Genomic DNA, 14,880 nt, shown 5'->3' with positions numbered 1-14,880 from the left:
GTCAGCCGTGGTCGGTGGGGGAGGGGGCCGCCGGGTCGTCCTCCCCCTGCCAGTTCTCCCGACTCAGGGCGGAGGCGTTGCGCAGCATCCAGCCCTGCATGAGCAGACCCTCCAGCCAGTCCTGCACGGTCGGAATGCGGCCCAGGTCTTCGAGCACGTGCTGCTCGCCGATCAGGCGGGTGGGTACGTGCCGGCCGTCGCTGGCGCGGACCACGGTCGGCCCGAAGAACTGCTCGCACAGGAAGATCCCGAATGTGCTGTGCAGCACGGCGCGGTGCCGGGCGTCGGCCCAGTGCCCCTTGGTCTGGTCGAACCAGCCGTGCACGGCCAGGTAATCGTCGGGCACGCCCCCGAAACGGCGGGCACTGCTCTGCGCGTGGTGCCAGGGGTGCGCCATGTCAGATCGGCAGCCCGCTGGCGTAGCGCCGCCCGAACAGCCGCGTCACGCGGTTCAGGCGCTGCACGGCCGGGTCGTCACTGTCCTCGATCACCTGACGGGGCACGTCCAGTTCCGCGCCGGTGTCGTCCTCGTGATCGAAGGTCAGGTCGATGGGTGGCCGTCCGGGCGTCAGGGCCAGCAGGGACTGCGCCAGGGCGAGTTCGAAGGCCGGTACGCGCGTGTCGATGATGTGGAACAGGGTCAGCCCGGTCCGGTCGAGCAGGTCGCCGAGCTGTTCGTCGGTCAGCCACGCTGGCAGGGGACGCTGCCGTGACTGGAATCCCCGGTACGCCGCCCGCAGGGTCGGGTCGAGTCGGCCCGGCGTGTCCAGCAGCGCCGTGAGGGCCGCGTCGGCGTCCTCGTCCACCTCGAGGTCGTCGAAGTTCGCGCCGCGCATGGCCTGGATGCTCAGGCGGCGGGCGGCGGCCTCGGCCTCCTCGCGCGAGGCGTACAGGCCCGCTGGGTTCACGCCCTCCAGCGATAGCGTGTGGTCGGCGTACCACTCGTCGTTGAACTGCGCGAGTCTGCGGATCAGCAGAAAGGCCGGGTGACTCTGAGTCATACCCATATATTATGTTATTAGCGTAATTGTGGCAAGAGGAGGTTTCAGCCCGCCGCCACCATCCGCCGGTGGTAATTCACCTGCCCCAGGTGCCAGTTCAGGTGCCCGTACAGGTGAACCAGGAAGAACCGCGTGCTCATGCCCTGCGGAAAACCGGGCAGTTGCGCCGGGTGCGGCGCGTCCAGCGCGGCCGGGTCCAGCCGGTCCAGCGTACTGGCCACCAGCGCCGATACCCCCCGCAGACTCGCGATCAACTCGGCGCGCGGCACGTCCCGCCGCGCGAACTCCGCCACCCGGTCCCGCACGAACGCCACGCCACCCAGGTCCGCGCCCACGAACTGCGACAGGTTCCCGATCAGGTGCAACGCCAGCGTCCCACCCGAATTCAGCACGCCGTCCGGTACGGCCCACACCGACGCCTCGTCCGGGTACGCCTCCAGTTCCAGCGTCAACTTCTCCAGGTCCCGCACGAACAGATCCCGCAATTCAGGCAGCATGCGAGTAGCTTACCGGGCGGGCATCGGTCAGCGGGGCGGCAGCAGTAGTTTGCCTTCCAGTGGGGTGCTCAGGACGATGCTGGTGTCGCAGGTGAAGCCCATGTTGATCAGTTCGGTCAGCATGTTTTCCAGGGCGCCCACGTCGGGCACGGCGACTTTCAGGATGCAGGAGTTGTCCCCGGTGACGGAGTGGCATTCCAGCACGCCGTCGTGTTTGGTGGCCCAGCGGACCAGGGTGGGGTCGTTGCGTCCCGAGTCCTGCACGCCGATGAACGCGGTGATGGTGCGGCCCAGGGGTTTGCTGGCGACGCGCACGCCGTAGCCGAGGATCACGCCGGCGTCCTCGAGGCGGCGGACGCGTTCCGTGACGGCGGGGGCGCTCAGGCCGACGCGGCGGCCGAGTTCGCGCATGCTGAGGCGCGAGTCGGTCTGGAGTTCCTGAAGGATGCTGTGATCGAGGGGGTCAAGGTGGCCGCCGGACTGTCTCATGGCCCCAGCCTAGCATTTGGAAGGTCAGGGGTAGCGTTTGAGAGTTTTGTGTGGGCAAAACCTGCCCGCAGGCGGGGTGCGCGCACATTCCAAAGTGGGTCGCCCGGCGAGGACAATAGGCGGGCACCCAATTCACGCTTCGCCCCCCAGCACCCCGGAGGCTGCCATGCCCATTCACCCGAACGCCACCACCGACAGCCAGACCATGCTTCCCCGCAACCACCGCGCGCCCCGCTGGGCCGACGTGCCCGACGAGCAGTGGTACGACTGGAAATGGCAGCTGAAGAACCGCATCAACACCGTCGAGGAACTCGAATCGGTCATCCGCCTGACCGACAGTGAACGCCAGGGCGCCAGCGCCAAGGGCATCTTCCGGCTGGACATCACGCCGTACTTCGCGTCCCTGATGCACCCCACGGACCCCACCTGCCCGGTGCGGCGACAGGTGATCCCCACCCACCATGAACTCGAACCGTTCACGTCCATGATGGAAGACAGTCTGGCCGAGGACAAGCACAGCCCCGTGCCCGGCCTCGTGCACCGCTACCCGGACCGCGTGCTGATGCTGGTCACGACCCAGTGCGCCAGCTACTGCCGCTACTGCACCCGCAGCCGCATCGTCGGCGACCCCAGCGAGACCTTCAACCCCGCCGAGTACGAGGCGCAACTGAACTACCTGCGCAACACGCCCCAGGTGCGCGACGTGCTCCTCAGTGGCGGCGACCCCCTCACGCTCGCCCCGAAAGTCCTGGGCCGCCTGCTCGCGGAACTCCGCAAGATCGAGCACATCGAGATCATCCGCATCGGCACGCGCGTGCCCGTGTTCATGCCGATGCGCGTCACGCAGGAACTCTGCGACGTCCTCGCCGAGAACCACCCCGTCTGGATGAACATCCACGTCAACCACCCCCGCGAGATCACCCCCGAAGTCGCCGACGCCTGCGACCGCCTGACGCGCGCCGGCGTGCCGCTGGGCAACCAGAGCGTGCTGCTGCGCGGCGTGAACGACCACCCCGTCATCATGCAGAAACTCGTGCGGGAACTCGTCAAGATCCGCGTCCGCCCCTACTACATCTACCAGTGCGACCTTGTGCACGGCGCCGGGCACCTGCGCACCACCGTCAGCAAGGGCCTGGAAATCATGGAAAGCCTGCGCGGCCACACCAGCGGCTACTCCGTGCCCACCTACGTCGTCGACGCGCCCGGCGGCGGCGGCAAGATCCCCGTCGCCCCCAACTACGTCCTGAGCCACAGCCCCGAAAAACTGATCCTGCGCAACTTCGAGGGCTACATCGCCGCGTACAGCGAACCCACCGACTATGCGGGCCCCGACATGCTCGTCCCCCAGGAGTGGCAGCGTAAGGAACCCGGCCAGAGCGGCATCTACGGCCTGATGGAAGGCGAACGCATCAGCATCGAACCCAAGGAATTCAGCGAAAGCCGCAACCGCCCAGGCGCCACAAAGCACCGCCTGAACAGCCGCGAAGACAAATGGGCCGCCCACGGCATCGGCCTGGACGTGCCCGTCACCGACACCGCGCCCGACGGCATGGTGCAGGCAGCGCAACCCGTCAGCGGCGACTGAGCGCAGGGGCAACCCCTCTGCTTCGCAGGGGTACCAGCCAGTCCGCTGCGCGGCCAGCTCCCCCAAGGGGAGCCAGACACCACGCCTCCCCTTGAGGGGAGGTGCCCCGAAGGGGCGGAGGGGTCGTCCGCGATTCTGCCGTCCCACCCCCAGGAGAACCCCAATGACCACCCTTCCCAAACCCCGTCAGCCTGAACTGAAGACCTCGCTCCCCGGCCCGAAGACCGCCGCGATCATGGAGCGCGACGCCCAGCACCTCTCGACCTCGTACATGCGGCCTTATCCGTTCGTGCCGGATCACGGGGAGGGCGTGTGGCTGACCGACGTGGACGGCAACACCATGCTGGATTTCTTTGCGGGGATTGCGGTCAGCACGACCGGGCACGCGCATCCGCATGTGGTGAAGGCCGTGCAGGAGCAGATCACGAAATTTACGCACGTGTGCCTGACGGATTACCCGCAGGAGATCACCACCAGTCTCGCCGAGCGCATGGTCCGGCACGTCGAGAAACCCGGTGAGAAGTGGCGCGTGTTCTTCGGGAACAGTGGCGCGGAGGCCGTGGAGGCGGCCGTGAAACTGGCCCGCAACCATACGGGGCGGTCGCACATCATCAGCACCATCGGGTCGTTCCACGGGCGGACGTACGGGGCGATCACGCTGACGGGCAGCAAGACGAAGTACAAGCGGGGCTTCGGGCCGCTGCTGCCGAACGTGTCGCACGTGCCGTACCCGAACCCGTTCCGGCCGCCGCTGGGCAGCACGCCGGAAACGTGCGGTCAGGCCGTCCTGGATCACATCGAGAGCCTGTTCCAGACGATCATCCCGGCAGACGAGGTCGCCGCCATCATCATTGAGCCGATGCAGGGCGAAGGCGGGTACATCGTGCCGCCCGCCGATTTCCTGCCGGGGCTGCGCGCGCTATGCGACCGGCACGGGATCATGCTGATCTTCGACGAGGTGCAGGCCGGAATGGGCCGCAGCGGGAAGATGTACTCCTTCCAGCACTTCGACGGGCAGAACGGCATGAACTGCCAGCCGGACATCATCACGGTCGCCAAAGGCATCGCGTCCGGCATGCCGATCAGCGCCATGCTGGCGAAAGAGAGCGTCATGACGTGGCCGGTCGGATCGCACGGCAGCACGTACGGCGGGAACCCCGTGGCGGCCGCAGCGGCACACGCGACACTGGACCTGCTCGAAGGCGTGGTCAAGCACCCCGGCTGCGGCGACAGCCTGATGGAGAACGCCGCGCAGGTCGGCGAGTTCATCATGACCGAACTGAAAGCCATGCAGGCGGAATTCCCGTTCATCGGGGACGTGCGCGGCGCGGGCATGTTCATCGGGCTGGAATTCGTGAAACCCGACGGCAGCCCCGACGGGAAACTGCGCGATGCGGCCAGCATGGCCATGTTCGAACGCGGCCTGCTGAACCTCGACTGCGGCGAAGCCGTCATCCGCATTTCACCGCCCCTGATCCTCACGCGCGAGGAAGCCGCGACAGGCCTGGACATCATGCGGGACGCGCTGCGCACCCTGAAGTAACCCACCTGAAATAGCACGGTCAGCCGCCGCCGATCACGGGTGCTGCGCCGATCACGCAGAGGACCGCACCTCCAGCCGGAGCGTGCGGTCCTCTGTTCATGACTGGACGTGATACGGACTACCGTTTGTTTCGCCAACAATCCGGAACTTCACCGTCCCTGCCGGCTCCACGTCCGGAACCCGTATGGCTCCCACTCGCTTCGCTCGGACTGAAAGGGCCTTGCAGCCCATTCAATCGGAGTCCGTATGAGTTCAGATCAGGCCAGTCATCTCCTGCTCACGGCGTTCCGTCAGCGGAACCACGGACGGACCAGCCGGCCCCTGAGGTCCCTGGGGTCCCTGAGGTCCCTGCGGGCCGGTCGGGCCGGTATCGCCCTTGTCCCCCTTGTCGCCCTTCGCGCCCTGCGGCCCCTGAGGTCCGGCGTCACCTTTCGCTCCGGCAGGTCCGGTCGCCCCGGCGGGTCCGACCGATCCGGTATCACCCTTGTCGCCTTTCACCCCCTGCGGCCCAGCCGGTCCCGTCTGGCCGATCGGGCCGGTCGCGCCCACCTCACCCTTCACGCCCTGCGGCCCCTGAGGTCCGGCGTCACCCTTCTCCCCGGCAGGTCCGGTCGCCCCGGCCGGTCCGACGGCGCCGACCTCACCCTTGATACCCTGCGGACCGATGGGCCCAGCGGGACCAGTCAGACCGATGGGGCCGACAGCACCGACTTCACCCTTGATGCCCTGCGGACCGATAGGACCAGCGGGTCCAGTCAGGCCGATGGGACCCTGAGGCCCGACGGCGCCGAGTTCGCCCTTGATGCCCTGCGGTCCGATGGGCCCAGTGGGACCAGTCAGACCGATGGGGCCGACAGCACCGACTTCGCCCTTGATGCCCTGCGGACCGATAGGACCAGCGGGTCCAGTCAGGCCGATGGGACCCTGAGGTCCAACGGCGCCGAGTTCACCCTTGATGCCCTGCGGTCCGATGGGACCGGCGGGGCCGGTCAGGCCGATGGGGCCGACAGCACCGACTTCGCCCTTGATGCCCTGCGGACCGATAGGACCAGCGGGTCCAGTCAGGCCGATGGGACCCTGAGGTCCAACGGCGCCGAGTTCACCCTTGATGCCCTGCGGTCCGATGGGACCGGCGGGGCCGGTCAGGCCGATGGGACCCTGAGGCCCGACGGCGCCGAGTTCGCCCTTGATGCCCTGCGGTCCGATGGGCCCAGCGGGACCAGTCAGACCGATGGGGCCGACAGCACCGACCTCGCCCTTGATGCCCTGCGGACCGATGGGACCGGCGGGACCGGTCAGGCCGATGGGACCCTGAGGTCCGACCGCGCCGACCTCACCCTTGATGCCCTGCGGACCGATAGGACCGGCTGGACCAGTCAGACCGGCCGGTCCGACGGCGCCGACTTCACCCTTGTCGCCTTTCACGCCCTGCGGACCGATGGGACCGATCGGGCCAGTCGCGCCGACCTCACCTTTCGCACCTGCGGGTCCGGCGGCTCCTGCTGCGCCGGTGTCGCCCTTGTCACCTTTGGCTCCGGCGGGTCCAGCGGGTCCGGTGTCACCTTTCGCGCCGGCGGCTCCTGCGGCGCCGGTGTCACCCTTGTCGCCTTTGGCTCCGGCGGGTCCAGCGGGTCCGGTGTCGCCTTTCGCGCCTGCGGCTCCTGCTGCGCCGGTGTCGCCCTTGTCGCCTTTAGCTCCGGCGGGTCCAGCGGGTCCAGCTGCGCCCGTATCACCCTTCGGCCCGGCAGGACCGGCAGGACCAGCAGGACCGGCTGGCCCCTGGATGACTTTCAGTTCGGGTGCGGTGCGCGGGTCGATCAGGACCAGTTGCCCGTTGCGGACGATCACGATCTTGCCTTCGTCGGCGGAGGTCAGGGTCATGCCGGCGGGCGTGGGGATGACTTCCTGCGCGTGGGCGGCGGCGGACAGGCCCAGCAGGGCGGTGATGATCAGTGCCGTTCGTTTCATGGTGCGCTCCTGTACGTGCAGAGAGAAGACTTACTGGTTGAGGGAGACGGACACGGCGGGGCTGTTCAGGGTGTATGAGTATTTGTTGATGAGGCCGTCGAGTTTGCCGTCCCCGTTGAAGTCCCCGAGAGACTTGTGCTGAACGGTGTTGCTGTAGAAGTTCATGTTGGCTGGCGTGCGGTCGAAGGTGCCGTTCCCGAAGCCCCGCATCAGCTGTCCACTGTTGATCAGGTCCAGGTGACCGTCACCATCCAGGTCGGCCAGAGCGGCGCCGCCGGAGTCCAGTTGCGTGACGGTGAAGCCCATCCGCCCGTTCCCGAGCAGCAGCGTGTAGGTTTGACGCGAGTACAGGTCCACGTGCCCGTCCTCGTTGACATCCGCTGAGATCAGCTCGTTGTTGTACAGATTTGCTAGCCCACTGGCGGCCACCTCTGTGGCGAAGGTCCCGTCGCCGTTGCCGGACATGACGTACAACTGCCCCGAGCCGACAGCGAGATCCAGGCGACCGTCATGGTTCAGGTCAGCCAGTGGAGGCGCTGAGTAGGTTGCGTAATAGTACGCGGGGTTGCTCAAGTTGGGCAGGGCGTCGATGGCAGGGGCGAACGTGCCGTCCCCGTTGCCCAGGCGTGTGCGTAGACGGGAGCTGGCGTAACTGGCGTCCTGTATCCAGGTGACCAGATCGGGTTTCCCGTCGCCGCTTACGTCCTTCAGGCTGTACCCGAGCATCCCCGTCACACCCGGCTCGATTTCCAGGCTGGTCATGGGGTTGAACTTGCCCAGGCCCTTGTTGATCAGGATGCCCAGCGTACCGTCGTTGCGGCGTACGGTCAGGTCCAGCCGCCCGTCGCCGTTCAGGTCGGCGGCCGCCAGGTCGGTCGGGGCCTGACCTGTTCCGGCGGTGTACGCGGTGCGGGCCTGTAGGGTACCATCCCCGTTCCCGAGGAACACGCTGACAGTGTTGGCGCTGCTGTCGGTGCTGATCGCGTCCAGTTTGCCGTCCTCGTTCACGTCGGCGGCCAGCAGGTCACGTATGTCCTGACCGGCGGCCCGTTCGGTCTGATCCGTGAAGGTCGCGGTGGCGGGCGCGGTCGCGGCGCGGAACGAGAACACGAACGGCGTGCCCGGCGCGGCGCTGCCCCCGGCGGTCAGGGTGTTGTGCAGCGTCACCTCGACCTGTTCTCCCGCGTGGTAGCCGCCGGTCCGGGCGGGAATCAGCAGGCGGTCACCGGTGGCGCTGGGCGTGCTGGCTGCCGGGGCGCTCTGGCTGGGGCGCACGCTGACGCTGGTCGCCTGCGCGCTGGCGGAGTCCAGGGTCACGCCGCAGAAACGGGCGGTCAGGGTGTCATTCAGGCCCACCGCGTGCCCGTTCGCGCCCGGTACCGCCAGGGGCGGCGCGGTGAACACCGTGCCGGTGGGCGCGGCGGCGCTGCCTGCGCTGCGCACGCTGCACATGGGGTCACCCGGCACCGGGCTGAACGGCTGCACCTGCAACGTGGCGTTCAGGCTGGCGGCCAGTTGCCGCACGTTCAGGCTGTTGCCGCTGCGCAGTCCCTCGGGTGTCTGCGTGACGCGGCGGGTACTGTCGCGCACGGGTACGGCCGTGAACGCGAAGCCGTACGGGTCGTCCTGCGGGGTGGCCTGCAGCGGCAGGCGCATGCCGACGATCATGCGGTTCGCTTCCGTGCCGGTCGCCAGCGTGCGGCCCCCCTGCGGATTCAGGACCGTGAACCCGTACGGGAGGAGGCCCACGAAACCGGGCGGCGTGAAGGTCAGTTCGTCTTCCGGCAGGAACTGCACGCTGTCGTCACTGCCGGGAATGGTGCTCAGGCGCATGGTGGCCGTGTTCAGGGCGCTGGCCTGCGCGGGCCGCACACTCAGGGCCAGGGCGTCCAGTTCGGCAGCCGTGTACGCGGCCCCGCCGGGCGCCCGCACGAAGGTGCTGATCGCCGTGTCGTGCGTGGCGGCGGGCAGCGTGCCGGGCGTCCGCACGCCCAGGAACGACACGTTCTCAAGCGCACTGGGACTGGTGACGGATACCACCGCGTAGATGTACCGGTAGCCCTCGGTGCGCGGGCGGCCCGCGGCGGGCAGGACATCCATGGTGCCGCGCGAGACGACCCGCACAGGCGTCACGTTGCCCTGCTCGCTGGTCAGGGCCTGTCCGCCCAGCGTGGGCTCGATGCTGGCCGCGAAGTCCGGGGTGCCCAGCCCGCTGAAGCGCAGCGTGAACGCCGCCCCGGCGGGCATCACGGGACCGCCGGGCACGCTGGCGGTGGGAGGTGGGGGCGTACTGGTGTGGGCGGGCTGAGCACACGCGCCGAGCAGCAGCGCCGTGGTCAGCAGGAACGGAAGGGGTCGTTTCATGCGTGGTCCTTTGCCCTGGTGGGGGCCGGTCACTGCGGTGGTCACTGGGGGGTGAGTTGCGTGTACGTGTCGTCACCGAGCGTGTAGGGGATCAGGCGATTGCCGTAGTAGTAAGAGCCTCCAAGCTGAGCCAGTCGGTTCGGAGCCTTCGTCAGCGCCGTGGGAGCCTGCGCGGTGAACCCGTTCGCCCCGCCCAGCAGCACGCTCAGGGAACTGCTGCCGTAATCGGCGGTCAGCACGTCCAGCCAGCCGTCGCCGTTCGCGTCCCCGACCAGCAGGTCGCGCGGGTCGCTGCCCACACCCAGGGTGGTGGGCGCGGCGAAGGTGCCATCCCCGTTCCCCAGCGCCACATGGACACCGGCGCTGCTCAGGGCCGCCACGTCCTCGCGGCCGTCATTGTTGAAGTCCCCGCTCGCCACGCGGATCGGGGCCGTGACCGGAATGTCGGCGGCCGCGCTGAAGGTGCCGTTCCCGGCCCCCAGGCGTACGTTCACGGCGTTCCCGCCGGTCGCGGCGACCAGCAGGTCCATGCGCCCGTCGCCGTTCATGTCCGCCGTGACCGCGTCGGACGGCTGCGCGCCGACGCTGACCGCAGGCTGCGCGCTGAACGTGCCGCCGCTGTTCAGCAGCACCGACACGCTGTTTGCCGTGCGGTTGGCGGTGATCAGGTCCAGCTGCCCGTCGCCGTTCAGGTCGGCCCGGTCGATACTTTCCGGCCCGGCCCCCACCACGACACTCGTGGCGGGTTGCAGCGTGCCGTCCCCGTTGCCCAGCAGGATCGAGACGTCCCCGCTGCCCGCGTTGCTGGTGAAGGCGTCCATCTGCCCGTCGCCGTTCAGGTCACCGGTTCCCACGTCACTGGGAGCCGTACCGACGGCATAGACGCTGCCGGATGCCAGCCACAGTCTGTTTGCGGTGCGACTGGTGATCAGCGTGTGATTGCCTCCACCCCCCGCACCGCTCAGGTCAGCCAGGGCAATCGCAGAGAGGTTGGTCAGCTGTTGACTGTTGGTGGGATCGTAGACCTGGGAGCCGTAGTAATCGGCATAAGTGCCGCTGGCGGGTGCGGTCTGCACGCGGGTGCGGTACACGAACGGCAGGCCCGGCGCGGGTTGCCCCCCGGCAGTCACGCCAGCGGTCAGCGTTACGTCCACCGTCTGACCAGAGGTGAAGCCGCCATTTTGATTTCCGTTGCTGTCCGTCCAGACCGGCACGGTCACGCGGTTGCCCACCACGGTCGGCGTGCCGCGCGACGGGGCGTTCTGCGACCAGTGGTTCACGACCGTCACGCCGTCTACCGACGTGTCGTCCAGCAGGTTCGTACGGCACAGTGCCAGCGACAGCGGCGAGGACTGACCCAGGCGCGGGCCGTCCGGCGCGAACACGGCCGGGCCGTTCAGCATCAGGCCCGTGGGGTTCGCGGCCGTGCCGCCCAGGCGCACGCCGCACACCGGCTTCACGTTCACATGAGAGTAACCGAAGGGATCGCGGTAGCTTCGCCGCGCCGTGCCGGGTAGCACCCGCACTTCCCGCTGCTCGTACTGCCGGAACAGTTGCGACAGCATCCGGTCGAACGCCGCGCGGTTCCCCGGCAGCTGCGCTTCCAGGGATTCGGTCGCGCTCGTGACGGTGTCCTGCGCGAACGTGAACCAGCCGCTCAGGCTGTACAGGTCATCCTTCGCCTGCGCCTGCAACGGTACCCGGAAGCCCAGCGTGACCGTCCCCACGCCCGGATTCGTTCCGTCGGAACCCGGAATGGTGCGGCTGCTGCGGTTGTGCGCCACGAAGCCGTACGGCAGGTTCTCGCCGCCGAACCCGTTCGCGATGCCCAGCAGTGACACCTCGGACTCGTCGAACAGTTGCAGGGTGTCCTCCTCGCCGGGCAGCAGGGATGGTTGCAGCGTCAGGGGGTCCTGCGTGACCGGACTGGCCGGGTGGATACTCAGCGCCAGTGCCTGCGCCTCGGCCGCCGAGTACGCGGGCAGTCCGGGGTAGCGTTGCAGGTCCGTGAACGCCGACTGCGCGGTGTTCGTGTCCAGGCCCGCCGGGATCACCGTCAGGTTCGGCACGGTGTTGTACGCGCCGTTCTTCACGGTCAGCGTCACGAACACGTACCGCGCGCCCGCCGTGCGCGCCTGTCCCGGCGGCACCAGGTCGGTCGTGGCGCGCACCAGCACGTCCCCGATCTCCACCTGATCCAGTCCGTTCAGCGCCTGTGTACTCAGGCCGGGCCGCGTGACCTGCGCGGTGGGCGCTCCCGACCCCAGGCCCATGACCGTCACCCGGAAGGGCCGCGACTGCTTGGCGGGCGCGGGCGCTGGAGAGGGTGCGGGTGTCGGGGACGGGCCGGGCGGCGGTGTGGTGTGCGGCGTGCCCGGCCCACCACAGGCTGTGAGCAGCGCCGCACTCAGCAGCAGCAATCGAAATCTCGGCATGAACACTCCTTGTCTGGTCGGGTGCTTTCCGTTGCCGCGCGGCGCCCCTGCGGCCCGGCCTGCACGTCGCAGGCACAGCAGGCAGGACGCGCCCCACCCGGAAACGGGGCACCGTGAACGTCCGCGCGCCCGCAGGCAGCGTCAGGACAGCTGTGAAACGGACGTGTTCAGCCGGTCAGAGGTGGCGCTCGATTCATGGTTTCCCTCCATGCCCCATGTGACCGCCCGGAGCTGGAACTCCCGGCCCGCGCGGCGTCTCCCCCTGGGGTGAGTGCAGGGTGCCAGCCGAACAGTGACCGGACCGTGACCGCTCTGCGCGCCGGGCCATACGGACTCCGATTGAATGGCTCTGTAAGCCGTCGCAAGCCGCTCAATCCGAGCGGACTCGGAGAGCGGCGCAGCAGAGCGAGTAGGAGTCGAAGCGCCCCTCCGGACGTGGAGTTGGCAACCCGGCGTCCTTCCGGGTTGTCAACGAAATAAACGGAACCCGTATCATGCCGCAGGGGCCGGAATGCTTTCAGGACGGGCGAAAACTGCCCGGAACCCACGCGCAGCCGACCTCGGGAATGACTTTCGGTTTCTGGGTGGTGGCAGTCCTTCAGCTGGTGGCCGCGCTGGTGCGGGGCGCGGCTTCCAGTTCTTTCAGGGCGCCTGTGACGTGCGTCATGGGGTTGGGGCTGCGGTGAATCCAGGTGATGGTGCCGTGCGGGTCGATCAGGAACGTGGCGCGGCCGGTCATGCCGAGCAGGCCGCTCAGGCCGCCGATCACGCCGTACGCCTGCGCGAGGCTGCGGTCACTGTCGGGAATCAGGGGGAACGTCAGGGAGCAGGTGTCGCGGAACCGGGCCTGCCGGGCTTCGGTGTCGGTGCTGACGCCGATCACCTGCGCGCCGTGTCGTTCGAATTCCGGGAGGGCCGCCTCGAAGCGCTGCGCCTCGATGCTGCATCCGGCGCTGCTGGCGCGCGGGTAGAAGTACAGCACCGTCCACTGTCCGCGCCGGGCTTGCAGGGAGACGGTGCGGCCGTCGTCGCTGCGGCGCGTGAAGTCCGGGGCGGGCTGTCCGACTTGGAGGCTCATGCGCCCGATTGTACGCGCCGCCCTACAATGCGCCGGTGTCTGACGTTGCTGATTCTCTGCTGCGGCCCCTGCGTCCCTATGCGGGGGAGGTCGTGGTGGTGGGCGTGTCGGGCGGCGCGGACAGCGTGGCGCTGCTGCGGGCGCTGCGGCTGGCGGGGGCGCGGCCGGTCGCGGCGCACCTGGATCACGCGTTGCGGGCGGACTCGGCGGCGGACGCCGCGTGGGTGCAGGCGCTCGCGGCGCGGCTGGACGTGCCGTTCGCGACCACGCGGGTGGACGTGGCGGGGGTCGCGGCGCGGCGCGGCTGGAACACCGAGGACGCCGCCCGGCGCCTGCGGTACGACTTCCTGACCCGCACGGCAAAGGCGCACGCGGCGCAGCTGATCCTGACGGCGCACACGCGGCGCGATCAGGCCGAGACGGTCCTGGCGGCCCTGCTGCGCGGCGAGGCAGTCCTGCATGGCATTCCCGCCGCGCGGGGACGGGTGCGCCGCCCGTGGCTGGACGTGCCGCGCGCCGACATCGAGGCGTTCCTGCGGGCGCAGGGTCAGGACTGGCGTGAGGACCCCACCAACGACGACCCCACGTACACCCGCGCCTGGATTCGCCGGGAGGTCATGCCGGTCCTGACCGCCCGCTACCCGGCCGCCGGGGAGGCCCTGGCCCGCGTGGCGGGCATGCAGGCCGAGGACGACGCCGCGCTGAACGATCAGGCCGCCCGCCTGAGCGCGCACGCCCCGCGCGGCAACGTCCCACCGGCCGTGCTGCGCCGCTGGGTGCGCGCCGAGGTGCGCCGCGCCGGACTGGACGTACACGCGCCGCACCTGGAACGGCTGGCCGGGGCGCTGCGGGCAGGGGAGACCGCGCACGTCACCCTGCCCGGCGGGCGCGACGTGACCGTCACCGGGGGCCGGTTGCACCTGACGCCGCAGGCGTACCCGGCACCGGACTTCCCGATTCCCGGCGGCTGGGAGAGGCGCACCCGGCAGAGGGGCGACCGCATCACCCTGCCCGGCGGGACGCGCAAGCTCAGCGACGTCCTGACCGACCGGCACGTGCCGCGCGCCGACCGGGACCGCGTGCCGCTGCTGGTCAGCGGCGAGGGCGTGCAGTGGGTGGGCGTTCAGCCGCCCGTCTGGGCCGTCGGGGCGCGGGAGGCGGCCGCCCAGCCCCCGGACCCGCTGCACGCCGCGATGGGTGAGGCCCTGGCCCAGGCGCACGACGCCGCCCGCGCGCAGGAAGTCCCGGTCGGCGCGGTCGTCCTCGGCCCAGATGGGCAGGTGGTCGGACGGGGCCGCAACACCAGCCGCGAGCACGGCGACATGACCCGCCACGCCGAACTGGCCGCCCTGCGGGACGCCGCCCGCACCCTCGGCACGCCGTACCTGAGCGGTTGCACGCTGGTCGTCACGCTCGAACCCTGCCCCATGTGCCTGGGCGCGGCCCTCGAAGCGCGCGTCGGGCACGTCGTGTACGGCGCCGCGAACCCCAAGGCCGGTGCGCTGGGCGGCTTGACCGACCTGCTCGCCGCGCACTGGGGGCACACCCCGACCGTCACGGGCGGCGTCCGTGCCCACGAGGCTGCCCGCCTCCTGAAAGACGTGTTCGGCCATCTGCGCGCCGGCCGGCAGCGGGGCACGCCGGACCGGTAGGCTGCCAGCAGGGATTCAGCGCCGCAGGGCGTCCAGGGAGACCCGCAGCGCCCGCAGAGCGTCCACGCTGAGGCCCAGGCGCTGACCGCCTGACAGAAATTATGAGAAAGCGTCCCCGATAGGGGACACTTTCTGTTTGTGAAGACCGAAAATGCCACCGGGGACGCCCCACGACTCTACCAAGCCATCCTCCCGCATCTCCAGGGTGCCCTGTGGAATGACGTCCGCAACGTCCACACCCTTGCCTGGATGGTCACGGGAATGCTGC

Annotated in this window: 11 protein-coding genes; 3 read left to right on the top strand and 8 right to left on the bottom strand. The window is 69.3% G+C overall.

Features of this window, described 5'->3' with window-relative positions:
• Position 1: 1 nt before the first annotated feature.
• From IEY70_RS07740 to IEY70_RS07725, 4 genes are read right to left on the bottom strand one after another with little or no spacing between them, the layout of a single operon-like run.
• Positions 2 to 397: a DUF6915 family protein gene (locus tag IEY70_RS07740; RefSeq protein ID WP_189064437.1), complete on the bottom strand. Its 396-nt coding sequence runs from the start codon at positions 395 to 397 to the stop codon at positions 2 to 4.
• A 1-nt stretch (position 398) separates the two neighbouring features.
• A complete protein-coding gene (locus IEY70_RS07735) occupies positions 399 to 1,001 on the bottom strand; it encodes a hypothetical protein (protein WP_189064436.1) in 603 nt (200 codons plus the stop codon).
• Positions 1,002 to 1,045: 44 nt separating this feature from the next.
• On the bottom strand, positions 1,046 to 1,498 hold the full coding sequence (locus tag IEY70_RS07730; protein WP_189064435.1) for a DinB family protein: 453 nt from the start codon (positions 1,496 to 1,498) through the stop codon (positions 1,046 to 1,048).
• Positions 1,499 to 1,525: 27 nt separating this feature from the next.
• Entirely contained in the window at positions 1,526 to 1,987 is a 462-nt protein-coding gene (locus IEY70_RS07725) for an Lrp/AsnC family transcriptional regulator (protein ID WP_055362353.1), read from the bottom strand.
• A 166-nt stretch (positions 1,988 to 2,153) separates the two neighbouring features.
• On the opposite strand from IEY70_RS07725, the gene IEY70_RS07720 reads away from it, so the two are divergent.
• A complete protein-coding gene (locus IEY70_RS07720; RefSeq protein WP_189064434.1) occupies positions 2,154 to 3,572 on the top strand; it encodes a KamA family radical SAM protein in 1,419 nt (472 codons plus the stop codon).
• Between the two features lie 163 nt (positions 3,573 to 3,735).
• Positions 3,736 to 5,115, top strand: a complete 1,380-nt coding sequence (locus IEY70_RS07715) for an acetyl ornithine aminotransferase family protein (protein WP_189064433.1) — start codon at positions 3,736 to 3,738, stop codon at positions 5,113 to 5,115.
• Positions 5,116 to 5,367: 252 nt separating this feature from the next.
• On the opposite strand, the gene IEY70_RS07710 is transcribed toward IEY70_RS07715, so the two are convergent.
• The 4 genes from IEY70_RS07710 to IEY70_RS07695 all read right to left on the bottom strand — a co-directional run bounded on the left by IEY70_RS07710 (position 5,368) and on the right by IEY70_RS07695 (position 12,960).
• A complete protein-coding gene (locus IEY70_RS07710) occupies positions 5,368 to 7,083 on the bottom strand; it encodes a collagen-like domain-containing protein (protein WP_229777748.1) in 1,716 nt (571 codons plus the stop codon).
• Positions 7,084 to 7,113: 30 nt separating this feature from the next.
• Positions 7,114 to 9,447: an FG-GAP repeat domain-containing protein gene (locus IEY70_RS07705; RefSeq protein WP_189064432.1), complete on the bottom strand. Its 2,334-nt coding sequence runs from the start codon at positions 9,445 to 9,447 to the stop codon at positions 7,114 to 7,116.
• A gap of 41 nt (positions 9,448 to 9,488) precedes the next feature.
• A complete protein-coding gene (locus tag IEY70_RS07700) occupies positions 9,489 to 11,882 on the bottom strand; it encodes an FG-GAP repeat domain-containing protein (RefSeq protein ID WP_189064431.1) in 2,394 nt (797 codons plus the stop codon).
• Positions 11,883 to 12,480: 598 nt separating this feature from the next.
• Positions 12,481 to 12,960 (bottom strand): peroxiredoxin, encoded by a 480-nt coding sequence (locus IEY70_RS07695; RefSeq protein ID WP_189064430.1) that lies wholly within the window; start codon positions 12,958 to 12,960, stop codon positions 12,481 to 12,483.
• Between the two features lie 35 nt (positions 12,961 to 12,995).
• Here IEY70_RS07695 and tilS point away from each other — a divergent pair, with 35 nt between their 5' ends.
• The gene (tilS, locus tag IEY70_RS07690) at positions 12,996 to 14,612 is read left to right on the top strand and encodes a tRNA lysidine(34) synthetase TilS (protein WP_229777746.1); all 1,617 of its coding nucleotides are present in this window, start codon (positions 12,996 to 12,998) and stop codon (positions 14,610 to 14,612) included.
• Positions 14,613 to 14,880 lie beyond the last annotated feature (268 nt).

Source organism: Deinococcus seoulensis (genome assembly GCF_014648115.1).
Taxonomy (GTDB): domain Bacteria; phylum Deinococcota; class Deinococci; order Deinococcales; family Deinococcaceae; genus Deinococcus; species Deinococcus seoulensis.
The sequence above is the reverse complement of the archived record's forward strand: the minus strand, read 5'-3'. Positions and strand labels throughout refer to the sequence as shown.

Coding starts and splice junctions, on each gene's coding strand:
- IEY70_RS07740 (WP_189064437.1), bottom strand. CDS start 397: ATGGCGCACCCCTGGCACCACGCGCAGAGCAGTGCCCGCCGTTTCGGG.
- IEY70_RS07735 (WP_189064436.1), bottom strand. CDS start 1,001: ATGACTCAGAGTCACCCGGCCTTTCTGCTGATCCGCAGACTCGCGCAG.
- IEY70_RS07730 (WP_189064435.1), bottom strand. CDS start 1,498: ATGCTGCCTGAATTGCGGGATCTGTTCGTGCGGGACCTGGAGAAGTTG.
- IEY70_RS07725 (WP_055362353.1), bottom strand. CDS start 1,987: ATGAGACAGTCCGGCGGCCACCTTGACCCCCTCGATCACAGCATCCTT.
- IEY70_RS07720 (WP_189064434.1), top strand. CDS start 2,154: ATGCCCATTCACCCGAACGCCACCACCGACAGCCAGACCATGCTTCCC.
- IEY70_RS07715 (WP_189064433.1), top strand. CDS start 3,736: ATGACCACCCTTCCCAAACCCCGTCAGCCTGAACTGAAGACCTCGCTC.
- IEY70_RS07710 (WP_229777748.1), bottom strand. CDS start 7,083: ATGAAACGAACGGCACTGATCATCACCGCCCTGCTGGGCCTGTCCGCC.
- IEY70_RS07705 (WP_189064432.1), bottom strand. CDS start 9,447: ATGAAACGACCCCTTCCGTTCCTGCTGACCACGGCGCTGCTGCTCGGC.
- IEY70_RS07700 (WP_189064431.1), bottom strand. CDS start 11,882: ATGCCGAGATTTCGATTGCTGCTGCTGAGTGCGGCGCTGCTCACAGCC.
- IEY70_RS07695 (WP_189064430.1), bottom strand. CDS start 12,960: ATGAGCCTCCAAGTCGGACAGCCCGCCCCGGACTTCACGCGCCGCAGC.